The sequence below is a fragment of the Mesorhizobium sp. LHD-90 genome (genome assembly GCF_030929505.1).
In the GTDB taxonomy this organism is placed as follows: Bacteria; Pseudomonadota; Alphaproteobacteria; order Rhizobiales; family Rhizobiaceae; genus Kumtagia.
The window spans coordinates 100,655-126,110 of sequence record NZ_JAVFVV010000020.1 but is presented as its reverse complement, the minus strand read 5'-3'; the positions used below and the strand labels follow the sequence as shown (position 1 = coordinate 126,110).

At 64.6% G+C, this 25,456-nt stretch carries 27 protein-coding genes and 1 tRNA gene; 12 read left to right on the top strand and 16 right to left on the bottom strand.

All coding sequences use genetic code 11. The features are described from left to right. Positions 1-150 precede the first annotated feature (150 nt). Together RB623_RS24600 and RB623_RS24595 are read right to left on the bottom strand one after the other, a co-directional pair. Positions 151-1,659 carry a DEAD/DEAH box helicase gene (locus tag RB623_RS24600; RefSeq protein WP_308059711.1) on the bottom strand — a complete coding sequence of 503 codons (1,509 nt, stop codon included), beginning with the start codon at positions 1,657-1,659 and terminating at the stop codon, positions 151-153. A gap of 182 nt (positions 1,660-1,841) precedes the next feature. Continuing rightward, the gene (locus RB623_RS24595; RefSeq protein WP_308059710.1) at positions 1,842-2,621 is read right to left on the bottom strand and encodes an NAD kinase; all 780 of its coding nucleotides are present in this window, start codon (positions 2,619-2,621) and stop codon (positions 1,842-1,844) included. Between the two features lie 228 nt (positions 2,622-2,849). On the opposite strand from RB623_RS24595, the gene RB623_RS24590 reads away from it, so the two are divergent. Then, positions 2,850-3,170, top strand: a complete 321-nt coding sequence (locus RB623_RS24590; RefSeq protein WP_308059708.1) for a hypothetical protein — start codon at positions 2,850-2,852, stop codon at positions 3,168-3,170. Positions 3,171-4,413: 1,243 nt separating this feature from the next. On the opposite strand, the gene RB623_RS24585 is transcribed toward RB623_RS24590, so the two are convergent. After that, on the bottom strand, positions 4,414-4,596 hold the full coding sequence (locus RB623_RS24585) for a hypothetical protein (RefSeq protein WP_308059707.1): 183 nt from the start codon (positions 4,594-4,596) through the stop codon (positions 4,414-4,416). Between the two features lie 171 nt (positions 4,597-4,767). Between RB623_RS24585 and RB623_RS24580 the strand changes: the two genes are divergently transcribed. Then, complete coding sequence (locus RB623_RS24580; protein ID WP_308059706.1) at positions 4,768-5,268, top strand: hypothetical protein; 501 nt, start codon at positions 4,768-4,770, stop codon at positions 5,266-5,268. 316 nt (positions 5,269-5,584) lie between these two features. Here RB623_RS24580 and RB623_RS24575 read toward each other — a convergent pair. Continuing rightward, positions 5,585-5,660, bottom strand: a tRNA-Thr gene (locus tag RB623_RS24575). Between the two features lie 187 nt (positions 5,661-5,847). Here RB623_RS24575 and RB623_RS24570 point away from each other — a divergent pair. Continuing rightward, positions 5,848-6,015: a hypothetical protein gene (locus tag RB623_RS24570; RefSeq protein WP_308059704.1), complete on the top strand. Its 168-nt coding sequence runs from the start codon at positions 5,848-5,850 to the stop codon at positions 6,013-6,015. A gap of 32 nt (positions 6,016-6,047) precedes the next feature. Here the strand turns inward: RB623_RS24570 and RB623_RS24565 are convergent, their stop codons facing one another. Further along, positions 6,048-6,674, bottom strand: coding sequence for a glutathione S-transferase family protein (locus tag RB623_RS24565; RefSeq protein ID WP_308059702.1), 627 nt, complete (start codon positions 6,672-6,674; stop codon positions 6,048-6,050). A gap of 255 nt (positions 6,675-6,929) precedes the next feature. Between RB623_RS24565 and RB623_RS24560 the strand changes: the two genes are divergently transcribed. Beyond that, positions 6,930-8,420: a protein adenylyltransferase SelO family protein gene (locus RB623_RS24560; protein WP_308059734.1), complete on the top strand. Its 1,491-nt coding sequence runs from the start codon at positions 6,930-6,932 to the stop codon at positions 8,418-8,420. A 155-nt stretch (positions 8,421-8,575) separates the two neighbouring features. Continuing rightward, the gene (locus RB623_RS24555; RefSeq protein ID WP_308059701.1) at positions 8,576-9,613 is read left to right on the top strand and encodes a GH25 family lysozyme; all 1,038 of its coding nucleotides are present in this window, start codon (positions 8,576-8,578) and stop codon (positions 9,611-9,613) included. Between the two features lie 107 nt (positions 9,614-9,720). Here the strand turns inward: RB623_RS24555 and RB623_RS24550 are convergent, their stop codons facing one another. The 10 genes from RB623_RS24550 to RB623_RS24505 form a co-directional block, all read right to left on the bottom strand. After that, positions 9,721-10,164: a hypothetical protein gene (locus RB623_RS24550; RefSeq protein ID WP_308059699.1), complete on the bottom strand. Its 444-nt coding sequence runs from the start codon at positions 10,162-10,164 to the stop codon at positions 9,721-9,723. Positions 10,165-10,329: 165 nt separating this feature from the next. Further along, positions 10,330-10,929, bottom strand: a complete 600-nt coding sequence (locus tag RB623_RS24545) for a YdeI/OmpD-associated family protein (protein ID WP_308059697.1) — start codon at positions 10,927-10,929, stop codon at positions 10,330-10,332. Between the two features lie 47 nt (positions 10,930-10,976). Continuing rightward, on the bottom strand, positions 10,977-11,483 hold the full coding sequence (locus RB623_RS24540; protein WP_308059696.1) for a DUF992 domain-containing protein: 507 nt from the start codon (positions 11,481-11,483) through the stop codon (positions 10,977-10,979). Between the two features lie 149 nt (positions 11,484-11,632). Next, entirely contained in the window at positions 11,633-12,205 is a 573-nt protein-coding gene (locus RB623_RS24535; RefSeq protein WP_308059695.1) for an alpha/beta fold hydrolase, read from the bottom strand. A gap of 3 nt (positions 12,206-12,208) precedes the next feature. Then, positions 12,209-12,937 (bottom strand): metallophosphoesterase family protein, encoded by a 729-nt coding sequence (locus RB623_RS24530; RefSeq protein ID WP_308059694.1) that lies wholly within the window; start codon positions 12,935-12,937, stop codon positions 12,209-12,211. A gap of 6 nt (positions 12,938-12,943) precedes the next feature. Beyond that, on the bottom strand, positions 12,944-14,245 hold the full coding sequence (gene purB / locus RB623_RS24525; protein WP_308059692.1) for an adenylosuccinate lyase: 1,302 nt from the start codon (positions 14,243-14,245) through the stop codon (positions 12,944-12,946). A 59-nt stretch (positions 14,246-14,304) separates the two neighbouring features. Then, entirely contained in the window at positions 14,305-14,844 is a 540-nt protein-coding gene (locus RB623_RS24520; RefSeq protein WP_308059691.1) for a hypothetical protein, read from the bottom strand. Then, a complete protein-coding gene (locus tag RB623_RS24515) occupies positions 14,844-15,578 on the bottom strand; it encodes a DUF2259 domain-containing protein (RefSeq protein ID WP_308059690.1) in 735 nt (244 codons plus the stop codon). Before RB623_RS24515 ends, RB623_RS24520 begins: the two co-directional genes overlap by 1 nt. Positions 15,579-15,701: 123 nt before the next feature. Further along, positions 15,702-16,700, bottom strand: coding sequence for a P1 family peptidase (locus RB623_RS24510; protein ID WP_308059689.1), 999 nt, complete (start codon positions 16,698-16,700; stop codon positions 15,702-15,704). Continuing rightward, positions 16,697-17,752, bottom strand: coding sequence for an ABC transporter substrate-binding protein (locus RB623_RS24505; protein WP_308059688.1), 1,056 nt, complete (start codon positions 17,750-17,752; stop codon positions 16,697-16,699). Before RB623_RS24505 ends, RB623_RS24510 begins: the two co-directional genes overlap by 4 nt. Positions 17,753-17,932: 180 nt before the next feature. On the opposite strand from RB623_RS24505, the gene RB623_RS24500 reads away from it, so the two are divergent. The 7 genes from RB623_RS24500 to RB623_RS24470 are packed head-to-tail and all read left to right on the top strand — an operon-like array spanning position 17,933 to position 24,198. After that, positions 17,933-18,427, top strand: coding sequence for a flavin reductase family protein (locus RB623_RS24500; RefSeq protein ID WP_308059687.1), 495 nt, complete (start codon positions 17,933-17,935; stop codon positions 18,425-18,427). Between the two features lie 15 nt (positions 18,428-18,442). Next, positions 18,443-19,372 (top strand): MoxR family ATPase, encoded by a 930-nt coding sequence (locus RB623_RS24495; RefSeq protein WP_308059686.1) that lies wholly within the window; start codon positions 18,443-18,445, stop codon positions 19,370-19,372. Positions 19,373-19,376: 4 nt separating this feature from the next. Then, a complete protein-coding gene (locus RB623_RS24490) occupies positions 19,377-20,627 on the top strand; it encodes a VWA domain-containing protein (RefSeq protein WP_308059684.1) in 1,251 nt (416 codons plus the stop codon). Positions 20,628-20,649: 22 nt separating this feature from the next. Beyond that, positions 20,650-20,985, top strand: a complete 336-nt coding sequence (locus tag RB623_RS24485) for an XdhC family protein (protein WP_308059683.1) — start codon at positions 20,650-20,652, stop codon at positions 20,983-20,985. A gap of 3 nt (positions 20,986-20,988) precedes the next feature. Further along, entirely contained in the window at positions 20,989-21,699 is a 711-nt protein-coding gene (locus tag RB623_RS24480) for an XdhC family protein (protein WP_308059681.1), read from the top strand. Continuing rightward, positions 21,696-23,303 carry a molybdopterin-binding/glycosyltransferase family 2 protein gene (locus RB623_RS24475; RefSeq protein WP_308059680.1) on the top strand — a complete coding sequence of 536 codons (1,608 nt, stop codon included), beginning with the start codon at positions 21,696-21,698 and terminating at the stop codon, positions 23,301-23,303. Before RB623_RS24480 ends, RB623_RS24475 begins: the two co-directional genes overlap by 4 nt. Before the next feature lie 58 nt (positions 23,304-23,361). Beyond that, positions 23,362-24,198 carry an alpha/beta hydrolase gene (locus tag RB623_RS24470; RefSeq protein WP_308059678.1) on the top strand — a complete coding sequence of 279 codons (837 nt, stop codon included), beginning with the start codon at positions 23,362-23,364 and terminating at the stop codon, positions 24,196-24,198. Between the two features lie 131 nt (positions 24,199-24,329). On the opposite strand, the gene RB623_RS24465 is transcribed toward RB623_RS24470, so the two are convergent. Continuing rightward, a complete protein-coding gene (locus tag RB623_RS24465; RefSeq protein ID WP_308059677.1) occupies positions 24,330-25,373 on the bottom strand; it encodes a DUF1176 domain-containing protein in 1,044 nt (347 codons plus the stop codon). Positions 25,374-25,456: the final 83 nt, after the last annotated feature.

Genomic DNA, 25,456 nt, shown 5'->3' with positions numbered 1-25,456 from the left:
CCGTGTCTATCGTTATCCGGCGGCACGCCGAAGGTCCGCAATCTCGTTGCGGACCTGGTGCGGCGAGAAACAACGACCGATCAGGGTGCTCCAGGCTAAGTGTAAAACGCCGGATGCGGCGGGCCCCGCTGGCGCTCGCTTGCCGGCTTGTCAGACCTTGCCGGCCACCAGCATGAAGGCCGGCATGTCGGCGCCGAAGCCGAGCACGGGGCGGCCGTCGTCCTCGTCGCGCTGACGGCGGTTGTCGCGGCGCGGTTCCTGACGGTCGGGAGCCTTGCGGGCGGCATTGTCGTGGCGGATCGCATCGCGGCGCATGGCGCGCTCGTCATTGGCCGCGGCGATCGGCTGCGGGGCTTCAGCGAGGTCTGCAGGCTTTGCGGTTTCGCCGCGGCGGCCGCCGCGCGGCTCACGCGACCTGCGGTCGCGATCCCGGCCACCACGTCCGGCGCGCTCTCGGCGTGGCGAGTCTTCGCTTTCTTCGCGGGCGACGACGGTCGACAGGTCGCCGTCGTGCCATTCGATCTTCTGGCCGATCAGCCTTTCGATGGCGTCGAGATATTTCGTGTCGTTGCGGGTGGCGATGGTGAACGACTTGCCGGAGCGGCCGGCGCGGCCGGTGCGGCCGATGCGGTGGACATAGTCCTCCGCATGGATCGGCACGTCGAAATTGAAGACGTGGCTGACGTCGGGAATGTCGAGCCCGCGCGCCGCGACGTCGGAGGCGACCAGCAGCTTCAATTTGCCGGAGCGGAAATTGTCCAGCATCTGCATGCGGGCGCGCTGGTCCATGTCGCCATGCAGGGCGCCGGCGTCGAACTCGTATTTGACCAGAGAGCGGAACAGTTCCGACACTTCGATCTTGCGGTTGCAGAAGATGATTGCGTTCTTCAGGCCTTCGTCCTCGGCCTTGATCAGGTCGCGCAGCACCTCGCGCTTGTCCCACGGTTTAGGCCCGGATTTCACCAGCCGCTGGGTGATGCTGGTCGCGGTGGAGGCGGCGCGCGCCACCTCGATGCGCACAGGCGCGTGCAGGAATTTCTCGGTGAGTTTTGTGATCTCCGGCGGCATGGTCGCCGAGAAGAACAGCGTCTGCCGCGTGAACGGGATCATCTCGCAGATGCGTTCGATGTCGGGGATGAAACCCATGTCGAGCATGCGGTCGGCCTCGTCGATGACGAGGATGTCGACGCCGGTCAGCAGCAGTTTTCCGCGCTCGCGGTGGTCGAGCAGGCGGCCGGGCGTGGCGATCAGCACGTCGGCGCCGCGCTCCAGCTTCTTGTCCTGCTCATCGAACGAGACGCCGCCGATCAGCAGCGCGATATTGAGCTTGTGGTTCTTGCCGTATTTGACGAAGTTCTCCTCGACTTGCGCGGCGAGTTCGCGCGTCGGTTCGAGGATGAGCGTGCGTGGCATGCGGGCGCGGGCGCGGCCCTTTTCCAGGCGCGTGATCATCGGGAGCACGAACGCCGCGGTCTTGCCGGTGCCGGTCTGGGCGATGCCGAGCACATCCTTGCCTTGCAAGGCGTGCGGGATGGCGCCGGCCTGGATCGGCGTCGGCACCGTGTAGCCGGCGTCGGTGACTGCGGAAAGGACCTTCGGCGAAAGGCCGAGATCGGCAAATGTAATTGCTTCTTGAGCGGTCGTGCTGTCTGAGGACAAGTGTTTTGGCTGCTTTAGCTGTTCGTAGGCGCGGTTTGCTGTACCGCAGCAAAGATCACGCCTCTCGCGGATCGTCGCCCCGCGTTACGGCGTGAAATCCCTTTTGTCAATATTATCAGACCTTTTTTGCCCGATAACGACGCTTCAACATATGGTGTTGTGGTTTTTGCTTTGCAACACGGTCAGTAGCGAAATTGCTCGGCGATGATGCGCTCATCCCATGAGTGTCCGGCGTCGAACAGAAGCGTGGCCGTCAGCGTTGCGGATTCGCGCACCGTGACCGAGGTCACCGACTTGATCTCGGTGTGGTCGGCGACCGCGTTGACCGGGCGTTTGGGCTGCTCCAGCACGTCGAAGCGCACGGCCGAACGGTTGGAGAGAAGCGCGCCGCGCCAGCGGCGAGGCCGGAACGGGCAGACCGGGGTGAGCGCCAGCAGCGGCGCGTCGAGCGGGATGATCGGGCCTTGCGCCGACAGATTGTAGGCGGTCGAACCCGCGGGCGTGGCGACGATGACGCCGTCGCAGGTCAGTTCGTCGAGCCGCACCTGGCCGTCGATGGTGATGCGGATCTTCGCCGCCTGATAGGATTGGCGGAACAGCGACACCTCGTTGATGGCGAGCGCCTGCGCGGTGGTGCCGTCGGCCCTGACCGCCTCCATCTCCAGCGGGCGGATCGTCTCGGCGTCGGCGGACAGGATGCGCTCCTCGAGCCCGTCGGCACGGAACTCGTTCATCAGGAAACCGACGGTGCCGCGGTTCATGCCGTAGACCTGCTTGCCGGTGCCCATGGTCTCGCGCAGCACCTGCAGCAGGAAGCCGTCGCCGCCGAGCGCCACGATCACGTCGGCGTCGGGGATGGATCTTTGCCCGTAGGCCTTGGCCAGTTGCACCGCGGCCTGCTCGGCGTCGGGCGTCCCCGACGACACGAAGGCGAACGTCTTGCGCGGTCTTTGCTGATGCACGATCTCTTCCCTGGCGGATGCACCCGCGTCGGCGGGGGTTAGCACGCGACGGCGAAACGCGAAAGACGGCGAGGGACATCCGCCATCACGCCGCGCAAAATGGCGGCATTTCCTCCGCCCGCAGACACTGCTTTGTTCCCGCCTTGGCCACAACCGTTCCGGGCGACGGTCTGCGCCGCCTGCCTTATTGTCACCGCGACGCCGAGGGGCGTCGGAAGGGGACAACGCATGACCAACATTTGCCGCCTCGCGGCTGGCCTCGCTTTGCTGGTGCTCGCCGGCTGCCAATCGGGCGAGGATACGGGAACCAGGATGGCCTCCAGCTCGGCCGACAATCGCATGGACGCCGCCGTGCCGAAGGTCGCAGAGGATGCCTGCGTGAAAGAAGTCGGCCGCACCACCAAAAGCACCCAGCTCGTGGTGCTCGAAAAGGTCTATTCCGAACAGAACTCACAAGTGAAGGTCGGCGTCGGACCGGACAGGGCTCCGTGGCTATGCATGACGTCCAACAATGGAATCGTGGCAAGCGTGATATCGACTGCCGAATGAAGGGCGGCACCCGAGACGTAGTGGCGATCAAGCGCGCCCATGTGTTCGACCAGCGGTGCCGTTTCTCACAAAAATTGCCACTAACTCCTCCGACAACTTCAACCGACGCGCGACATATAGCCGAAACGCTGTGCTCGGCGGGCGAGATTTTGACGAAGAGGTGAGAGCGTCTTCGCGTCGCGCTCGGATCATGAAAGGGAGGAAATGAGCCTGCTGTCGGAGGGGAGGTCGGCAGCAGGCTCATTTCAACACAGGCGGAAGGGAGGCCGCCCGGAGAGAGACCTGACGTTAGGCGGAGTTCGCAGTCGCCCCGATCTCTGAACTTGAGAACAGGTTAGAAGCCGATCGTATCCGCCGCATGCCGCACGATCGCCGAATGTAACGAGCGCAACGGGATGGCTAACCGCTGGCCGCTTCGATCTCGTCGAGGATGCCAAGTGCCTCGCTGCATGGGCCTACAGGCAACCATGGCAAAACCGGCAAGGCCAGTGTGACGTATCGATAGCCAGATTGTTCTGGTCCCGATGTTCCACGTCGAAAAACTCACCGGGTCAGCAACTGGAGGATAATGGTCCGGCGAGTTTTGTCCCGCCAAGAAAGAGGCTGAAAACACAGGTACAATGAAGTGGCCGCCAGCGCCTGGGGTGGCGTGGGTGGGTACGGAGCCGGCGGCCAGGGCCGCTGTGTTCCTCCCAGTGGTCCCGCTGGCCATTTACGCCTTCTCCGACCGTTTGAAAAGCTAGCTGGTCGCTAACCTCGGGGCAGATGACGGGACGAAAGGTGAATTCCAACTTGTTGGCATGATCTGTGCTACACGGATTTAGCCAGCCATTTTCTGGCCTCGATGTACCAAATCGGGAAAGAACATCACCGGGCCTTGGGCGGGTTGGGATAGGGCCCGGTGATGTTCCAACAGGTCGGCGACCAGGTTCACTGGAACTTGGTGAGAATAAGCACCACTAGACAGGAAGAATTTTCAGAATATAACCCATAGTTGAACCGAGGGTGGGGAAGCTGCTGGATTCAAGCACCCAAGATCATGGCAGTTTCGGCTCAGTGGTTCATGCCGCCGACGTCAAAGTGACCTCTGGCGTCGGTGGCACTTCTTAGAAAAAAGCCTAATTCAATGGATCGCTAATTTACCATATCTTTCCCGTGGAGCGGACGGGGAAGGAAAAGCCAGGCCGGCGGCCCTCATCATCCGAGATCATCGGACGGGCTCTTGTCATCGTTGCTACGAAACTCAGCGCTGTTTCACACTCGCGCTTTTGCCGTCCGAACTTTTCGAGCGCTCTTCAAACCGCTCCTCGCCCTTCTTGAGCGGGCGGCCCATATCCGCCTCAGTCTTCTTTTCGTCCTTTGCTGCTGCCTGCCTTAATCCCTTGGCAGCGTCCTTTCCTGTGGTGGATGTCTCGCGGATACCCATCGACCGCCTCCTGTTGAGCAATGCTTTGGTGCTCAACGTTCGGGTTGCGGACACGTTCCAAGACGAGCGCAAGCAGTTCCCAGCAAAAGATGGCAACGGTCGGCGCAAAAACCCAAGTCTGGTCCAACCGGCTCGATTGTGCTTGAAGGGAGCACTCAACGGGAAATAGTCATGCTCCGGGCGTTCGTTTTGATCCTAATCACGATGCTGGCGCCTTCGCCAGCCCTTGCGGATGACTTCAATCCCATCCCTAAGGAAATCCGTTCGCAAATCAAAGCCAAGTGTGTCGCAAGCTATCCCGATGACTACGTGATGCAGTACGGTTGTGTCAGCATGCCGTCGAAAGGCTACCTAAAGGTGCACGGCGCCGAAACTGCGAAAGCGGAACCGCAGGTCGCCGCTGGCGTACCATCCGCATATGATCGCGCGCAAATCAACAATTCCGCCTACCTCACAGTCGTCAAAATGACGTGCAGGGTGGACGTTGACGCCTTGCTTCGGCAATACTGGGAACGCGCCATCGCAAGCGGTCGGCTTAACGAGAGAGACGTTCGCGAGCTGATCGCCGCAGGCATAAGGGATCAGCAGCGCGCCGCCCAGGTGGATGGCAGATACTTCTGTGCGATGGCGAAGGCCAACCTTCCGAACTTCGTTGCTGACCTGGAGAACTAAGCCCGCGTGTTTTCCCAAACGGGGAAGTGCTTGACGCTTCAGACGAACAGGAACAGCAGACCTGCTTCCGCAGCCTGGTGCTGGCGCCACCGCCGTTCTCGGGAATGAACTCGACGCCTGCCGCTTCCACGGCGGCGCGGATGGGGCGATCAGCGTCAGCGCGGGTGCCTGGGCATCGTACCTGCTCCTGACTCCCCCGTGGAAGGGTGGCGACATTTCGTCGGATTTTCGCACGCCTGATTCTGCGCGCTGTTACCCAGCTCGTATCTTGGCTCAGAGAGGAGCTGGAACTGTTAAGTCAAATGCTTGATTTTTGTGGTGCCCCCGGCAGGATTTGAACCCGCGACCTTCGGTTTACAAAACCGCTGCTCTACCGGCTGAGCTACAAGGGCATCCGCTTGCGGTAACCATATATGCGGCCGGCAGTAAAGACAAAAGTCTGAAATCGGTTACCGGCGCGTGCCGGACGGGGCCGGCGGCACGGCGCCAGGTGCTGCCTTTCTGCCGGAATTGCCCTTAAACGCGCCGGATTTCTTCCCCATATTTCGATTTCGGTTCGCGAGTTCGGGAGGCTGCGCAATGATCAGGTTCGTCGCCATCGCGCTGGGGCTGGCGCTGCTCTTTCTGGTTCTGGTGAAGCTCACCAAGGAACTGAAGTCGGCCAACATCGACTGGAGGGGCGTGGCCTTCGCTTGCGGCTTCGTGGCGCTCGCATTCTACCTGCGCCATGCGACGGGTATGGGCTGAGCGCATGCTTGCCCGCCTGGCCGCGCCCGCGGTCAAGCCGGCGCGATAAACGGCTGCCGGATCTTCTCGAATACCGGAAGCGACTCCAGACGCTGCCAATGCGCCTTCAGGGCCGGAAGCGCGTCCAGCGATACAAGACCCGGATGCGCCTCGGTGAGATGCCGCAGCATGGTTGCCACGACGATGTCGGCGTGACCGATCGCGTCGCCGAACCAGTAGTCGCCGGTCCGGCCGGCGCGGTCGGCGTCGAGCAGCGAGAGCGCGCCGAAGATCTGCGACCGGCAGCGGTCGACCCAGAGTTTTGACGATTGGTCGTGCAGTTTCAGCTCGTAGAACAGGCTGACGGCCTTGTCGGAAATGCCGGCTGCGAGCGCCGCGATCTTCAGCGCGCGGCGCCGTGCCGGCTCGCCGACGGGATACATGCGCCGCTCCGGCTCTATGAGGCTGTCGATGTGGTCGATGATCATGTGGCTGTCGATCAGCGTCTCGCCGTCGTCCAGAACCAAGGTGGGCACGCGCAGAAGCGGGCTGTAAGGCCGGATCTTTTCGGCGTCGCCGAAGGTCGACCATGGCCGATGCTCGTAGGGCAGGCCGTAGAGCGTCATGGCGACGCCGACGCGGCGGACGAAGGGCGAATCGTACTGGCCGATGAGGATCATGATCTGGCTCCGTGCTTTGCCGCACAGTGCGGCGTCGGATGGCGCAAGGGCAAGGTTTGCCCGATGGTCCAGGAAAGCCTCCTGCCAAATCAGCGCCTGTCCCGCCTCTGATCGGCGGAACGAGACGGCGATCTCCGCCGTTCGGGAACAAGTCGGGTAGCGAAAGTTGCCAAATCCGCCGCGGCTTCCGATATGCTTGGCATCGAGAAGGACGCCGGAGCGTCGAAGAAGACCATGGATCGACTGACCACCGAAATGCCCTCCCGGCCGGAAGCCGCCGGTTTTTTCCAGGCAAGCTATGCAACGCTGCCGGAGCGATTTTTCGCGCGCGCCGACCTCGCGCCGGTAGTTGCGCCGAAACTGATAAAACTCAACCGGCCGCTGGCCGCCGAACTAAGTCTCGACGCGGATTTTTGGGGCAGCGACGACGGTGTCGCGATCCTCGCCGGCAATGTCTCGCCGAAAGATGTCCAGCCGCTGGCGCTGGCCTATGCTGGGCACCAGTTCGGCCAGTTCGTGCCGCAGCTCGGCGACGGGCGGGCGCTGTTAATCGGCGAGGCCTTCGGGCGCGACGGCAGTCGGCGCGAGATCCAGCTAAAAGGATCCGGCCGCACGCGCTTTTCGCGCGGCGCCGACGGACGGGCCGCACTAGGGCCGGTGTTGCGCGAATATGTGGTCAGCGAGGCGATGGCCGCGCTCGGCATTCCGACGACGCGGGCGCTTGCCGCCGTTACCACCGGCGAGGCCGTCTATCGCGAGCAGCCGCAGCCGGGCGCCATTGTCGCGCGCGTCGCCGCCAGTCATATCCGTATCGGCACGTTCCAGTATTTCGCGGCGCGCGGCGACCACGAGGGGCTGAAGACGCTGGCCGATTATGCGATCGAGCGGCACTATCCGGACGCGGCGGCAAAGGACAATCCTTATCTCGCCCTGCTGGAAAACGTCATCGCCGCGCAGGCGCGGCTGGTGGCGCGCTGGATGCTGGTGGGTTTCATCCACGGCGTGATGAACACCGACAACATGTCGATCTCCGGCGAGACGATCGACTACGGGCCCTGCGCCTTCATGGATTCTTATCATCCCGGCACGGTGTTTTCGTCCATCGACGCCGGCGGCCGCTACGCCTACGCCAACCAGCCGCGCATCGCCGTTTGGAATCTGGCGCGGCTGGCGGAGACGCTGCTGCCGCTGCTTGCCGGCAGCGAGGACGTGGCGGTCGCGGCGGCGGAAGCCGCGCTGAAGCAGTTCCAGACTGCCTATGATGGGGTGTTCCATACCGGGCTGCGCAGGAAACTCGGACTGTTCGCCGACTATCCGGAGGACCTGCCGCTGGCCGGCGGGCTGCTGGAGGCGATGTCGGCCAACGAGGCCGATTTCACGCTGGTTTTCCGTAGCTTGGCCGGTGATCTTGAGGCACCGGCCGGGGAGGGGACGACACGCACCCTGTTCACTCGGTCCGAAGACTTCGACGAATGGGCAAGGCGCTGGAAGGAGCGGCTGGCCCGCGAGCCGGAACACGATGCCGGTCGGCGGGCAATGATGCTTTCGGTTAATCCGAAGTACATTCCACGCAATCACCGGGTCGAGGAGGTCATCCGCGCGGCGGTCGACCGGTCGGATTTTTCACCGTTCGAGGAACTTGTCGCGGTGCTGGCGAAACCGTTCGACGAGCAGCCGGGCATGGAACGCTACACCAATCCGCCCCTGCCGGATGAACGCGTGCTGCGCACGTTCTGCGGCACGTGAACGGCGCTAGCAGCCAGCGACTCAGTCTGCCCGCCTTGGCAAAACATCCCTAACAACTCGATTCAAACTTTATTGGTAATTTCCCGTTCATAAATGGCGCCGCTTGTCCGGCGGCATCCGCCTTCGGTCTGTCTTGTTTCTGCGTACAGGTCCTCATGCGGTCGCCGAGCATTCTCCTTGTCATTCTGGCATCCCTCGGCCTTGGCGGCTGCATGTCCGGCGGCGTCGCCGATCTTGGGATGACAAGACCTTCGACCGAGACGACGGCCTCGGTGGCCCGGCCCGAGGCGGCAGTCGGCGAGGCCGATACTGTTTCAGCGCTGCTGGAGGAGGCCGCGGTCGAGGAGACCGCCGTGGCTGTCGCGCGCCCGCAAATAGCTGTCGAGACCGATGTCGAGGCGATCGCGCTGGTTGCGCCGGAAAAGCCGGCGAAGATCTTACTTGCGCCAAGACCCGCGGCGCGTCCGGCCGGATTGGCGCGCGGCACCATCTACCGCCACCGGTTCCGCGACGCCAAGCCGATCAATTTCGGAAAGACAGCGCCGAGGCATTATGCCGTGCATGGGGTCGACGTTTCGCGCTGGCAGGGCTCCATCGACTGGATGAAACTGCGCAGCCAGGGCGCCAACTTCGCCTACATCAAGGCGACCGACGGCGGCGACCATCTCGATCCGATGTTCCGCACCAACTGGCGTGCAGCCGGCGAGGCCGGCCTGAAGCGTGGCGCCTATCATTTCTTCTACTGGTGCCGCACGGCGGGCGAGCAGGCCGACTGGTTCATCCGCAACGTGCCGAAGGTCGCGGGCGCGCTGCCGCCGGTCATCGATGTCGAATACAATGGCGAATCCCGCTGCAAGCGGCGGCTGTCGAGGGCCCTTGTCCAGGAGAAAATGCAGGTCTTCATGGACAGGCTCGAGGCGCATTACGGCCAGCGCCCGATAATCTACACTGCACCCGACTTTTATCGCGACAATCTGCGCGGTGCCTTCCTCGACTATCCGTTCTGGCTGCGCGCGGTGGCCCAGCATCCGTCAAAGGTCTATCCGGGCCGCAAATGGGTGTTCTGGCAGTATTCCGGCTCCGGCCTGTCGCATGGCGTGAAGGGCAAGATCGACCTCAACGTCTTCTACGGCAGCGAGCGCCAGTGGCGCGCCTGGACGGGCGGGCAGTCGGTCGTCGCCGACGCGCAATAGCGCACAGGGCCGGCCGGGCGCGTCGCGCCCGCAGTTGACTGCGATGCGGCGCGCAAGACCGGCCGCACCGCAGCCCGCCTCAGAGACGGCCGGGCGCTTGGAAGCCTTCAGGTAGTCCAGCCCAGCAATCTTCTGACAGTCTGCGCCCATCTCGCCCGGCGTTCGCTGCCGCGTGCATGACGGCGGACGAGCTTGGCGAGGCCGGCGCCGGTCATGGCGCCCTGGTAGTGACAGTCGCACAGCAGCCAATGGGTATCGCGATTGCTCAGGTCGAAGAAGTCCATCGCATCGCCGAGGCTGTCTCCCTTGAGGCCTTCGGCCCGCAGGACAGGATCGTTGAAGGCGACCGTCAGCGGCGTGTTGCCCGCCCGATAGGCCCGGAGTTCGTCGGGAGGCAGGTGTTCAATCCGCCTCAGCGCATTCAGCGGTCCCGCATGGCGTTCCAGCGCCTTGGCCCACATTTCCAGGCGCTCGCCCGGCGTGGAGGGCTTGCGGATCAACGGGATCAGTTCGGCTGTCGAGATGATCTCGTCAGGGATGAGGTGCTTCATGGCAGGCTCCTTCATTGAAGAGATCACTGGAAAGTTAGCGCAGCGAAGCGGTGCGGACAGGAGGGAGCCAGCGGTTTTTCGATCACAAATCGATGGTTGCCCCGCTTGCCGCGGCAGGGGCTCCGGGAGCACTCGGCGACGGCTACGGACCGCCGGTGGAAAGGCCTACTTCTTGCCCTGCGGGTAGATCGTGTCGCCGCGCTTGAGCATGGCGACGAAGGTCTCGATCTTCTTCTTGCGCCCGGCCTCGGTCTTCATGTTGTGGGTGCGGAAGGCCAGCGCAAAACGGTTCTGTTCGCTGAGCCTTGCGAGCATCGCCCTGGCTTCGGGCTCGGCGTCGATCGCCGCCTGGAGATCGGCCGGGATTTTCATGCCCCTGCCGCTTGCATAGGCGCGGTCCCATCGTCCGTCGGCCTTGGCCGCCTCGACCTGCTTCAGCCCATGCTCGGTCATCCGGCCTTGTTCGATCAGGCGGGCGACATTGTCGACGTTGATCAGGCTCCAGGTGCTTTTCCTGCCGCGTGGCGTGTAACGCTGCAGAAAACTTTTGTTGTCAAAACCTTTTCGGACGGCGTCGATCCAGCCCCAGCAGAGGCAGACGTCGATAGCCTCCTTCGGGGTGATCGATTTCAGCCCCGAATCCACCTTGTGAATCTTTATCCAGACCTCGTCGGCGGTGGCGTGATGCCTGCCGAGCCATGCGTAGAAGGCGTCGGCGTCGGCGAACGTGCAGACCTTGGCAGGATCGACGTGGACCGGCGCCATTTCCGGATCGCGGCTTGACGAGGCGGTCGCGTTCGGGTCGGTCCGCCTCAGCTCGGCGTGAGTGTCACCGAGGTGCCGGTGGCGGCGAGGTTGAGGCCGATCTGGCCGGTGAGGCTGATCGTCTGGAGCTGGATCGAGCCCGCGGTGCCGCCGACCAGCACGTTGGCGCCGACGCCCGCCCAGACCGTGGCTTCGGCGGTGGCGCCCTTGTAGAGGCCGCCGAGCGAACCGCGATGGTAGCCGGCCGTGGGCGCAAAGACGGCCCAGACGAGCCGGCCGCGCGTGGTGAAGCCGAGGTCGACGCCCATCTTGCGGATGGTGCCGGTGTAGTTCTCCGCTGTCCGGCTGCCGATCGACGAGTGGAACACGCAATCGAGCTGCTTCGCCGAGCCGAGCACATAGCCGACGCCGCCGCCGATGTCGCAGGACAGCGTGCCGATCTTCACGCCGCCCGAATCGCCCGGCTGCTCGTAGACCCGCACATCGGCGGCGTTGGCGATCGTCGCCGCCAGCAGCGCCACTGGCGCGAGGACGGCGGCAAGAATGGTCTTCATGAAACTCTCCATTGGGAACGACGGACCCGTAGCCCACCCGAACCACCATCCTAGGCTGAAACGCCATCAAGGCGGAAGAGCGGCGAAGCGGCGCGGCCGAGAGGCAGTCCACAGGCAAGGACCGGCGTGTTGCCGGCCCGGCCCCGCGCTTAGATGTTTGCACGCTCCAAAAGCCGACCGAGCAGGAGCAATCCGTCCGGCCATATCCCCAGCCGCGCCTCGTTGCCCATATGGCCGAGATCGCCAGCATCGGCCAGTTCGGCGTCCCAGGCGGCCGCGAACGCGGTGGCCTTGTCGAAGGTCACGCGCGGGTCGGTCCGGCTTGCCACGACCAGCGCGGGGAACGGCAAGGGTTTCAATGGCATGGGTGCGAAAGGCCGGACCGTGTCAAAGGACGGATCGGGATCGGCGACATTGGTCGGCGCCACCAGCAGGGCGGCCGCGACCTTGTCGAGCCGGGCCGGGCTGGCCTCGAACGCCCACTTCACCGTTGTCGCCACCGCCAGCGAATGGGCGAGCAGCACCACCTTGCGTGGCGCTTGCGCGACCGCCGCGTCCACGCGCGCGATCCAGTCCTTTGGGTCGGGCTTGTGCCATTCGGCCTGCAGAACCCGGCTGGAGTTCGCAAAGACATGGCACCAGTGCGAAATCCAATGATCCGGCCCGCAATTGCCGCGACCGGGCAGGGCGAGGAAATCGAAGTCGCCGGAAATGGAGATCATCTTTCAGCTCGCCTTTCCGCCATAGCCCGTCGCCAGCGAATAGGCCCATCCCGGCTCTCCATTGGAGCGCGCGCGGGCGGAAGCGGCATTCCAGTCGTAGTCGATCATGTGCTGGCCGAATGACCAGTTTCCATCGCGATGCGTCGCAATCGCGAACCTCGCATGTGGGCTGCCGGTCAGCGTCAATCCCGGAAAGGCCTGGACCCCGACGCTGCCGGGATTGAGGATCATCTGGCCCCCGGACAGGCGGACGAGCCTCGGCGTGTGCGTATGTCCGCACAACACAAGACCGGCATCCAGGCGGCCGATTTTTCGCAGGATACTGTCCTCGCCGGACGGATAAAAATGATCGCCGCCATCCTCTTCGAGAAGGAAGACCTCGTCGTCCGTCGGGCCGCCATGGCAAAGCAGCACTCCGTCTCCGACGCCGCGATTGATGGGCAGGCCGGCCAGCCACGAAAGCGACGTCTGCGACAGACTTTGCCGTGTGAACAGGTCGAAGGCCTCCAGCCTGTCCGCAGGCGTCTCGATCACCATGCGGTCATGGTTGCCGCGTACGGTAAGCCACTGTTCCGCCAACAGATATTGCGCGGTCTCTTCCGGCCACAGGGGCCCTGACACGCAGTCGCCGAGATTGACGATCAGGTCGGGAGACGCCGCCTTCAATTCGCGGTGGACGGCCTCCAGTGCGGCCAGATTTCCGTGGATGTCCGATAGGACCGCGAGCCGCATCGGGCCTTATCCAAACACCCGCTTGAAGATCGTGTCGACCTGCGCGGTGTGATAGCCGAGATCGAATTTTTCGCAGATTTCCGCCTCCGAAAGCGCCGCGCGCACTTCCTGATCGGCGAGCAACTCCTCGAGGAAATCGGCTCCGTGCTCCCACACCTTCATGGCGTTGCGCTGCACCAGGCGATAGGCGTCCTCGCGCGATACGCCGGCCTGGGTCAGCGCCAGCAGCACCCGCTGCGAATGAACAAGCCCGCGGAACTTGTTGAGATTCTTGAGCATGTTCTCCGGATAGACGACGAGCTTGTCGATCACGCCGGTGAGCCGCGCCAGCGCGAAATCCAGCGTCACCGTGGCGTCCGGCCCGATCATGCGCTCGACCGAAGAGTGCGAAATGTCGCGCTCGTGCCATAGCGCCACGTCTTCCATCGCAGGCAGCGCGAAGGCCCGCACCATGCGGGCGAGACCGGTCAGGTTCTCGGTCAGCACCGGGTTGCGCTTGTGCGGCATCGCCGACGAGCCTTTCTGCCCCGGCGAAAAATATTCCTCCGCTTCAAGCACTTCGGTGCGCTGGAGATGCCTGATCTCGGTCGACAGCCGCTCGATCGAGGAGGCGATGACGCCGAGCGTGGCGAAGAACATTGCGTGGCGGTCGCGGGGAATGACCTGGGTGGAAACGGGCTCCGGCTTCAGCCCGAGCTTTGCCGCCACGTGCTCTTCCACGCGCGGATCGATGTTGGCGAAGGTGCCGACCGCGCCCGAAATGGCGCAGGTGGCGATTTCTTCCCGCGCCCGAACGAGTCGTTCGCGGCAGCGCGAGAATTCCGCGTGGGCCTGCGCCAGCTTCACCCCGAACGTGGTCGGCTCGGCATGGATGCCATGGCTGCGGCCGATGGTGACCGTGTCCTTGTGCTCGAAGGCGCGGCGCCTCAGGGCCGCCAGCAGCGCGTCGATATCGGCGAGCAAAATGTCGCTGGCGCGGGAAAGCTGGACGGCCAGGCAGGTGTCGAGCACGTCGGAAGACGTCATGCCCTGGTGGATGAACCGGGCGTCCGGCCCAACGAATTCGGCGAGGTGGGTGAGAAAAGCGATGACATCGTGTTTTGTGACCCGCTCGATCTCGTCGATGCGCTCCACGTCGAAAGTCGCGGCGCCGCCCTTTTCCCAAATGGTCTTCGCTGCGTCCTTCGGAATGACGCCGATCTCGGCCAGGGCGTCGCAGGCATGCGCCTCGATCTCGAACCAGATGCGGAAGCGCGTTTCCGGCGACCAGATGGCGACCATTTCCGGGCGCGAATAGCGAGGGATCATCGGGCGGGTCCTAAGGTTTCGGCAGGGCAGCCGCGTCCTAACAGACGCCGGCGCGCTTCTCAACGCGCGCGATGCGCAAACCATGCCGAAACGGCGGCGAGCGCCAGGAACCCAAGCGGAAAATAGAAGCGCACGCCTGTCACCGCAAACTGAACGAGCGCGCCGGCAAGCGTGAAGGCGAACTGATGCATCCAGGTGAATGAAAACGCTTCGGCGTGCCAGGCAGCATAATACTGGCGATAGTCGAGGGCGTAGATCAGCGCGGTGATGCCGATCGTCCCGACGCTGAAGGCAAGGAAGGCCGAGGCAAGCCGCGTCTCCCAGCCGCGATTGCCTGCGAGAATGCCGGCCGCGGCGTAGGCTGCCGGAAACGCCAACGCTGCGCCGGCTGCGAAGACGGTCGCGACCTCGACGACCTTGGCCGTGGTCTGCCAACCGTCCGCAAGGAGATTGACGGCCGCGCTGCCGGCCATCGCCAGGCCCCACAGCAAAGCGCCGGCCAAGGCAATCCGCCAGGACGGAAAGGCTTTGCGAAGACGCGCGTGGACGCCAGGCCGCCGCGACGCCTGCCGCTCCAGCGAGGCGGCTACGACGTCCATCAATCCGGCAGCCCGGTGGGCAGTGCCAGCCACCGATAGTCGGGACCTTCGAAGCCGACGGAGCTGACGGCGAGGATCACCACGGCGATGCCGGGCCGGCGGTTCGGGAAAAAGGTCTGCACGGCGCCGATGCGATAACCCAGCGCGCAGCCGCGGCTGGCCGGCACATCCTTGTCCTCGTGCAGGAGTTTTGTCGTGCCGCCCGCTTTCGCATCGATGCTGAGCAGCCGGAAACCTTTTATTGGCCAGTCCGCGCAGAAGGACGCATTGGGCTTGGCGTCGAATTCTTCGATGCGGAACTCCATCGGATCGAAATGCCGCGCGAAGACCGGGCTGGAATTGGCGACGACGCGGTTGGGATCGGCCGACAGTTCCGCCACCGCGTTCATCGCGACCGTATTGCCTGCATTCCTCGCCAGATCCGCTTCGGAGATGATCGCCTCACCCTTCTTGCGCGCTTCGGCGCGTGCGGCTTCCAGGGTCTGGTTCTCGTCGTCGAGGCGGACGCGGATCGGCGAGCCTGGCAGGAAGGCGTCCTTCGCGGTGTCGATGTAGAAACGGTTGGCGTAGGGAAAGCCCGACCCGTCCTGGATGCCGTATTCCTCGAAGGCAAAGATGCCGCCGTCCGTGGAAAAGCCGAGGATGTTGAGTTCGGCCGCGTCGCCGGCGAGCACCGGGCCGGCGGCGGCCATCCCGGACAGGACCATGAGACTGGCGAGAAACGGTGATCGCATCGGCGTTCCATGCAGAAATGGCGCGGTTGTAAGGCGCGATTGTATCGCCAACAGGTCTTAACGTCTTGTGATGGCCGGGTCTTCTATCCCTTCTAGCCGGTTGCGCATAGCACAACCGGGGCTCTACCGCGCCGACCACACCGGAAGTAGGTCGTTTTCGGCAGGTGTCGCGGCAAAAACACCGCGCGCGATGGCCCGCGCCATCGTGGCGCCGGCGGCGGCATAAAGATCGATCGCCGCATCGGGCGAGGGTACGACGCCGCTGCGGCCGGTCGCCAGTGCGAAGACGAGGTCGCCGTCGACCGGCGTATGCGCCGGCCAGATGGCGCGCGCAAAACCGTCATGCGCGGCAATCGCCAGCCGCTTTGCCTGCGCTTTGGTCAGCACGGCGTCGGTGGCGATGACGGCGATGGTGGTGTTGGCGCCGTGATCACGGAACTTCAGCCGTATGTCGGTGGCGTCGGCCGGCAGGGGCGATGGGTAGCCGAGGCCGCCGAATTCGTCGCCGATCTCAAACGGCGCGGCCCAGAAATGACGGCTTTTTCCAACAGTCACCGAACCGGTTGCGTTGACTGCGGCCAGCGCACCGACGGTCGTGCCGTCCGGCATCGCGGCCGAAGCAGAACCCAGCCCGCCTTTCAGGCCGAAGGTCAGCGCGCCGACGCCGGCGCCCGCCGTGCCCGAGGCGAAGTCGCCGGCCGCGGTCTGCACAGCTTCGTAGCCGAGTTCGCGATAGGGCGGGTGAAGCCCCCATTCCTTGTCGCCGCCATTGGTGAGGTCGAACAGGATCGCCGTTGGTACGATCGGCACGCGCAGACCGCGCACTTCGAAGCCGACGCCACGCTCGCGCAGCGCCGCCTGGACGCCCGAGGCGGCGTCGAGCCCGAAGGCCGAACCGCCAGATAGCACGACGGCATTGACCGCCTCGACCGAGTTGTGCGGCTCGAGCAGATCGGTCTCGCGCGTACCCGGCGCGCCGCCCAGCACCTGCACGCTGGCCACTGCCGGCGTTTCGCAGAGCACGACGGTGGTCCCCGACTTCAGCCGTGCGTCGGCGGCATTGCCGACCTTGAGGCCGGCGACGTCGGTGATCAGGTTTTTCGGGCCGGCACGCAAACTCATTGGCTCTCCAGCGGAACGAAACGTGCGCCGTCGTAGCGGAAAAGGCGATAGGGATTGCCTTGCAGATCGCCCTTGGCGTCGAAGCGCACCTCGCCGAGCGCCGTGGCATAGGGGCCTTCAAGCGCCTTGCTTTCGCCGTCCTGCCATTCGCCGACCGCCGCCTGCGCCACCTGCATTGCGGCATAGGCAGGCAGGACATAACCTTGCGGCAGGATGTTGCGGGCTGCAAGCGCGTCAAGGCTGGAACGGTCGGCGATTTCCGCCCATTCCGGCAGGCCGACCATCAGCGTGCCCGCTGCCAGCGGCACGCCGTTGGAGGCCGAGCGCAGGGTCTCGCCGCCGGCGAACACGATGCTGGCGCCGAGACCGGCCGCGTCGCGGGTCATCACCGCGATGTCGTCGCGGTCGCCGCCGACAAAAACATTGGCCGCGCCGGCGCGCCGCAGGCGGCCGGCAAGCCCGATCTGGTTTTCCATCTGCGGGCGAAACGTGTCGACGAAGACGGGTTTCAGTCGCCGCCGCTCTGCGGCGGCGCGAAAGTTCTCGGCGAGATCGCGACCGTAGATGGTGCCGTCGTCGACCACCGCGAACAGGCTATCGCGCCAAAGCGTGACCAAAAGCGAGGAGATCGCCTGTTCCTCGGCGTCGGCGCGCGGCGCGAGGCGGTAGACCAGCCATCCGGTTTTTTCGCGGCGGTCGGTCAGGCTGTTGGTGCGCACGCCGGGCGTGATCACCGGAATGCCGGCGTCCTTCAGGATCGGCAGCGCTGCCTCGATCGATTCGGTGCAGAGGAACCCGACGACGATCCGCACTTGCTTTTCCACAAAGCGCCGGGCCGCGGCGGCGCCGCCCTCGGCCGTGCAATGATCGTCGGCGATGTCGAGCACAGCATCCGCGGCGGCAGCCTGTGCGCCGCCGACCAGTTGGCGCCCCAGCAGCTCCGACTGTCCGCTGAGCGGCGCCGCCACGCCGATCGGGCCGGCCTGCGCGAATGCCGGAGCCGCAGTCAGCGAAAGGGCCAGGATCGCACCCGCTGCCTTGGCGACCTGCATGTCCGTGTGCCGTCCTTTCGTTTCGGGTTCGCGCGATCGGCGATGCGCGCCGCGCAAACTGGTAACCGCCGCACCCTGCTGGCGCAACAGCCGATTTCGGACCGGCCAGACAGCGGGATTTCTTGTGACGCGCCGTCTCTGCCCATATATAGCGGTCTGTCCTTCTGATCGGAAAACAGCGTGCTCAAGAAAAGCGATGTCGAGCCGCAGGCATACCGCGACGCGATGGCGCGTTTCGCGGGCGCCGTGCATGTGATCACCACCGATGGCGAGGCCGGCCTGCGCGGCGCCACCGTGATCGCCGCCTGCTCGGTATCCGACGCGCCGCCGATGATCCTCGCCTGCCTCAGCCGGGAGAACGCCAAGAACGAGGCGTTCGTGATGAACCGCCGCTTCGCGCTCAACACGCTGACGCCGAAGCACGAGGCGCTGGCGGTGGCGTTTTCCGGCGTGACCGGCCTGCCGGTCGAGGAGCGTTTCGCGCTTGGAACGTGGAACACCATTTCTTCCGGTGCGCCGACGCTTGTCGACGCCATGGCGGTGTTCGACTGCGAGCTTTTCGAATCCAAGGATATGGCGACCCACCGTATCCTTTTTGGCAAGGTGACAGGCCTGCGCATCGGCGATAGCCTCGAACCCCTGCTTTACCACGACCGGCGCTATCGGGTGCTATAGGCGCCTGGAGACCTCATGACCGACGCCAAGACCATCCCGCTGCCGCAGTCGATCGACGCGACGCTCGAACTTCTGTCGGGCGCCGACTACGTCGCTGACCGGGCGCTGGCGACCGTGCTGTTCCTGGCGCTGCGCATGAAGCGGCCGCTGTTCCTTGAGGGCGAGGCCGGGGTTGGGAAGACCGAGATCGCGAAGGTCCTGGCGAGCGCACTCGGCCGCCCGCTGATCCGCCTGCAATGCTACGAGGGCCTCGACGTGTCGTCGGCGGTCTATGAATGGAACTACGCCGCGCAGATGATCGAGATCCGCATGGAGGAGGCGGAAGGGGCGGTCGACCGGCGCGCCATGGAAAAGAACGTCTTTTCCGAAAAATACCTGATCCGGCGCCCGGTGCTGCAAGCGCTGGAAGGCAAGGCGGGTGCCGCGCCCGTATTCCTCATCGACGAACTCGACCGCACCGACGAAGCCTTCGAAGCGTTCCTGCTGGAGATCCTCGCCGATTTCCAGGTCACGGTACCGGAACTCGGCACGATCAAGGCGGAAGAGCCGCCGATCGTCATCATCACCACCAACCGCACCCGCGAGATCCACGACGCACTGAAGCGCCGCTGCCTCTACCACTGGGTCGATTACCCCGACGCCGCCCGCGAACTCGACATCGTGTCGCGAAAGGTGCCGCAGGCGAACCGCCGGCTCTCGGCCGAAGTGGTGAAATTCGTGCAGAAACTGCGCGAGATCGAGCTGTTCAAGGTTCCGGGCGTCGCCGAGACCATCGACTGGGCGGGCGCGCTGACCGAACTCGACAAGATGGCGCTCGATCCCGAAACCGTATCGGACACGATCGGCGTGCTGTTGAAATACCAGGACGACATCGCGCGCATCGAGCAGGGCGAGGGCCGCCGCCTCCTGAAAGAGGTCAAGGCGGAGCTTGCGGCGGCGGAGTAGGGCGATGGACACTTTCCGCTCCGGCCGGAAAGTGGCTTCGGCCGACGGCCGTCTCGCCGACAATATCGTCTATTTCGCGCGCGCCCTGCGAAAAGCCGGCATGCGCGTCGGGCCGGCTAGCGTGAAGGACGCGATCGAGGCGGTGCTGGCTGCCGGCATCGGCAGCCGCGACGATTTCTACTGGACGCTGCATGCCGTGCTGGTGACGCGCCATGAGGACCACGCGGTGTTCGACGAGGCGTTCCGGCTGTTCTGGAGATCGCGTGAGCTGGTCGAAAAGCTGCTTGCCATGTTTTCGCCCGTCGCGCTCGACCAGCGCGAGAAACAGAAACCGCGCGCCGCCGAAAGCCGCGTCAGCCAGGCGATGTTCGAGGGCCACCAGAACAACCGGCCGCCGCGTGAAATCCCGGAGATCGAGGTCGATGCCCGCTTCACCGTGTCTGGAAGCGAGGTGTTGCGCGGCAAGGATTTCGCGCAGATGACCGCGCAGGAGATCGGCGAGGCGCGGCGCGAGATCGAGGCCCTGCGCCTGCCGTTCGACATGGTCGCCACCCGCCGCTTCCGTCCCGACCCGCGCGGCAAGAAGGTCGATCCGCGCGCCATGATGCGCGCGTCGGCTCGCACCGGCGGTGAACTGATCCTGCCGAAATTCCGGTCGGCCAGGCAGGTGCATCCGCCGCTGGTGGTGCTGGCGGATATATCGGGCTCGATGAGCCAGTATACCCGCATCTTCCTGCATTTCCTGCATGCGTTGGGCGAAAAGCGGCGGCGCGTGCACGCCTTTGTCTTCGGCACGCGGCTGACCAATCTGACGCGGCAGATGCGCCACCGCGACCCCGACGCCGCGCTCGCCGACTGTTCGTCGGCGGTTAAGGACTGGTCCGGCGGCACGCGCATCGGCGATACGTTGCATGAGTTCAACCGCGTCTGGTCGCGCCGCGTGCTGGGGCAGGGCGCCGTGGTGCTGCTGATCACCGACGGGCTGGAGCGCGACGATGTCGCTGGGCTCGAAACCGAGATGGAGCGGCTGCAAAAGTCCTGCCGCCGGCTGATCTGGCTCAATCCGCTGCTGCGCTTCGACGGCTTCGAGGCCCGGGCGCGGGGCGTACGGGCCATGCTGCCGCATGTCGACGAATTCAGGCCGGTGCACAATCTGAATGCGCTGGCCGACCTTTGCGCATCGTTGGGACAGGGTTCCCGGACAGGCGCTGATCCACGCCGGTTCATGGCGACGCCCGAGCGGCGTGTCGCCTGACCGGCAGACGAGGAGAATACACATGTCTCTGAACACGCTCGACGAAAGCCGCGATCCGCTGGCGATCGCGGAGGAATGGATGGAAGCCGGCCGCGACGTGGCGATCGCCACGGTCATCGAAACCTGGGGCTCGGCGCCGCGACCGGCCGGCAGCCACCTCGTCATCGACGCCGACGGCAATTTCCACGGTTCGGTGTCGGGCGGTTGCGTGGAAGGCGCGGTGGTGACCGAGGCGATGGATGTGATCGGCGACGGCAAGGCGCGCATGCTGGAATTCGGCGTGGCCGACGAGACCGCCTGGCGAGTCGGCCTCTCCTGCGGTGGCCGCATAAAGGTCTATGTCGAGAAATTGGGCTGAGCGATGGACCTGCATTCGCTGAAAGCCCTCAACAAGGAGCGCCGCAACCGCCGCGCGGCCATCCTGATGACCGAACTGGAGAGCGGCACCGACCGCATCGTCCGTGAGGGCGACGCGATCCCCGGCGAACTCGGCGAGGCGGTGAAGAAGGCGTTTCGGACCGGCATTTCGACCGGGGTGACCGTCGATGGGACCGCCTATTTCCTGATGGTCGCGCTGCCGAAACCACGCCTGGTGGTGGTCGGCGCGGTGCATATCAGCCAGTCCTTGGCGCCGATGGCCAAGGTTGCCGGCTTCGACATGGAGATCATCGATCCGCGTACCGCCTTCGCCACTGCCGAGCGCTTTCCCGACGTGCCGCTTCACGCCGACTGGCCCGAGCCGGTGCTGGCCGAGCGGCCACTCGACCCCTATTGCGCACTGGCTGCGGTCACGCACGACCCAAAGATCGACGATTTCGCGCTGAAGGCGGCGCTCGACGCCGGCTGTTTTTACGTCGGTGCGCTCGGCAGCCGCAAGACGCATGCGGGGCGGGTGAAGCGTCTGCTGGAAGCCGGCGCGACAGACGAGCAGATTGCACGCATCCACGCCCCGATCGGCCTCGACATCGGCGCCATCAGCCCGCAGGAGATCGCCGTCGCCATCCTCGCTGAGATCGTGCAGGTGTTCCGGTCGCGTGGCGTGGCCGGCGTCGAGAAGGGCAAGGCGGCGTGAGGTTCGGGCCGGTCAGGATAGCGGACGCCGAGGGCGCGCTGCTGGCACATGCAGTGCTCGCCGGCGAAAGGCGGTTTCCCAAGGCGCACAGGGTGACCGCGGACGACGTCGCGGTTTTTCGCGAAGCAGGCATCGCCGAGGTCATCGCAGCCGTTCTTGAGCGGGGCGATCTCGACGAGGACGTTGCCGCGACCCGCATCGCGGCGGCGATTCTGTCGCGCAACATCGAGGTGAAGCCGGCCGCGACGGGTCGTGTCAACCTGCATGCCGCAGTGTCGGGCGTCTTCACCGTGGACGCAGCGATCGTCGAGGCCATCAATGCCATCGATCCGGCGATCACCATCGCCACGCTGGCCGACAAGGCGGCGGTCGAACCCGGCCGGATGGTCGCGACAGTAAAGATCATTCCGTTCGCCATTGCCGGCCATCTGGTGGAAGAAGCCTGCGCGATCCTGGCGGAAGAACCGCTGTTCGAGGTGCATCCCTTCGCGGCAGTCAGGGTCGGTCTCGTCCACACCGTCCTGCCCGGCCTGAAGGACAGCGTCGTCGCCAAGACCACGCGCATAACCGAGGAGCGGCTCGGCCGTTCCGGCAGCGTCGTCGTCGGCGAAAAGCGGGCCGGGCACGACGCCCGCGAAGTCTCGGCGGCGATCGGCGAAATGCTTGCCCGCAGCGACGTGGCGATCGTTTTCGGGGCTTCGGCCATGTGCGATTTCGATGACGTGATCCCGGCGGCGATCCGGATGGCGGGCGGCGAGGTGATCCGCGCCGGCATGCCGGTCGATCCCGGCAACCTTCTGGTGCTGGGCAGGATCGGCGGCAAGACCGTGATCGGCGCGCCGGGCTGCGCCCGCAGCCCAAAGGAAAACGGGTTCGATTGGGTGCTGGATCGTCTGCTGGCCGGGCTGGATGTGACCTCGAGGGACATCGCCGGCATGGGCGTCGGTGGGCTGCTGATGGAAATCCCGACGCGGCCGCAGCCGCGCGAGGCACGGCGGCCGAACGGCGAGGCCGTGCATGCGGTCGTGCTGGCGGCCGGGCGCTCGACCCGCATGGGCGGGCCGAACAAGCTTTTGGCGCGATTCGGCGGCGTGCCGCTGATCCGCCGCGTCGCGGAAAGCGCACTGGCCAGCAAGGCGAAGTCAGTGACTGTGGTGACCGGACACCAGGCGGAACGGATACGGGCTGCGCTCGACGGCCTGGATCTGCGATTCGCCGAGAATCCGGATTTTGCTTCCGGCCTGGCAAGCTCGCTGCGTGCCGGTGTTACGGCTCTTCCTGTCGGGTCGGCTGGCGCGCTGGTCGTGCTCGGCGACATGCCGGAGGTTTCGACCGCCGATCTCGACAGGCTGATCGCCAGCTTTGTCGCCAGCGGCGGCCAGCAGGTGGTGCGGGCCTCTCACGGAGGCAAGCGCGGCAATCCGATCATCCTGCCGCGCGCCATGTTTGCCGAGGTGATGCGGCTGGAAGGCGACGTCGGCGCCCGGCATATCATCGAAACCGGCGCGGTCGGTGTGATCGACGTCGAGATCGGGGAGGGGGCTTTTGTGGATGTCGACACCGCCGAAGCCATGGCCGAGGCTGGCGGCGTGCTGCAGGATTGAGCGAATGCTGGGTCTTCGATCTTTCCGACCGGTTCTGGCGGCGCTAGCCGGGCTCGCGATGGCTGTTTCGACAGCCTCCGCTCAATCGCTAAAGCCTTACAAGGACGAGCTTTTTGCCTATCCGGGCATCCTGTCGACCGGCGACGGCGGGGCCTATGAGGTGGTCGATTACCGGGAGGCGCGCGACATCGACCAGCGCGACGAAATCCCGGAACGGCGGGCCAGGGGCAAATATGTTTCGACCGCCGTGCGCAAGGTTCAAAAGGACCTGGTGCTGCGCTCGGACGCCGGAAAAATCCGCCACGTCGCCGTTGGAAAACCGGAAAACGCAGCATTCATAACCATTTACCTGCACGGGCAGGGCGGCAGCCGCAAGCAGGGTGTGGACGATTTCACCTTCGGCGGAAACTTCAACCGGATAAAGAACCTGATGGCCGGCAATGGCGGGCTTTACCTGTCGCCGGATTTTCCGGATTTCGGCGACAAGGGTGCTGCGCAGATCGCTGCGCTGATCGGTCATTATGCCGAACTGTCGCCGTCGGCAAAAATCTTCGTCGCCTGTGGATCGATGGGCGGCGGCCTATGCTGGCTGTTGGCAAAAAACGCGCAAGTTGCGCCGCGTCTTTCCGGCCTGATTCTGCTTGGGTCACACTGGGACGATACTTTTTTTGGCAGCGCAGCTTTCAAGCGAAAGGTGCCGGTCTTCTTCGGGCAAGGTAGCAAGGACACTGTTTTTCCGGTCGACAAGCAGGAGGCGTTCTATCGCTCGATACGCCAGAAATCGCCCGGCTACCCCACCCGTTTCGTGCGTTTCGAGACAGGATCGCACGGCACTCCGATCCGCATGACCGACTGGCGCGAGACGCTCAACTGGATGATCTCCGCCAGCCCGTGACATCGAAAATAGCGCAATAAGAACAATTGCGTAATTGTGCTGTTCGCGGTCTTGCGCAAGGTGTGCCGACCGCCTGCAGGAACGCCGGACTCTTGTGCGTGAAGTCCGGAAAAGTGAACCCGAACAATCGCTTAGGGTCCGGTGTGGAAATCCAGCACCGTTTCGGGATTTATTTCGCCGTCGTAAGAGGCGTCCACGTCGTATTTCACCAGCGTAAAGGCACCGTTGCGGAAGATCCACGTTCCCGATGACGATGCGTCGCCGACGCCCCGCCATTTGGCATGCGAGGCGATCGTCAGGGTGGCCTCGTCGTAGAAGGAGTTCACCAGTGCGTCGTCAACCTTGTAGCCGATGATAGCCATGCTCTCGACCTTCTCGTCGGAGTTTTCGTCGGCGTAGCGGAGGTCCAGTTCGGGAGTGGCGAACTGCTGCTCGCGAAGCCCCTCAACCTCGTCATGGAGGTAATAGACGTGGCTCTCGTTGTAGGCGCCCATGCCGCAATAGAAGCGGAACAGCCGCGCCTGGCTTTCCGGCTCGTCCTCCGAACTCGAAGCGCGGCGGAAGGCGATGGTGTAGGTCTCGGGCGCAGGGCTAGCGCCGTCCGGCGTGACCGACTGGCACTGCCCGGCATGCAGCGCGGCGAAAGCCTTTTTCGCCTGCTCCAGCACTGCGTCCCTGGGTTCGGGGGCGGGGCCGTCGCCGCATCTCTCAAGAAGCTTTTCCTCGAACGGCTGTTCGGATGGCTTGAGCTCCGCCTTCTCGATCGCCAACCCGCGGAAGGGCGGCTCCTGGATCTGCGGATTGATCTGCCGCACCGTATAACAGCCGGCAAACACCTGTTCGCTATTGTCCTTGTTGGTCGCCACGAAGGCGACGGGCAGCGCGTAGAAGGTGCTGCCGGCGGCACCCTCCGCGCTCGGCTCGCCGGTCACAATCCTCACGGACTGGGTATTTTCGTAGCCTTTGATGAAGGCCTGGAAATCTTTTGAAGGTTTCCGGTCGCCGAAATAGTCCCAGGCGCGGGCGTATTCCTGCCGGTCGATCGCATTGTAGAAGGATCTCACCAGCGCCGCTGCGTCCGACCGGTCGTCGAGATAGGGTGGCTGTTCGGACTGCGCCAGCGCGATGCCGCCGGAGGACAGGATGAAGGCGGTCGTCAAGAAAGCAGTCCGCATCGCGAATCTCCCAGGATCTGTGCGAAGACTCGCCGCCGATTGCGGCGCCCGGATGACGCTTGCGCGCCGGCCATGAATGTTCC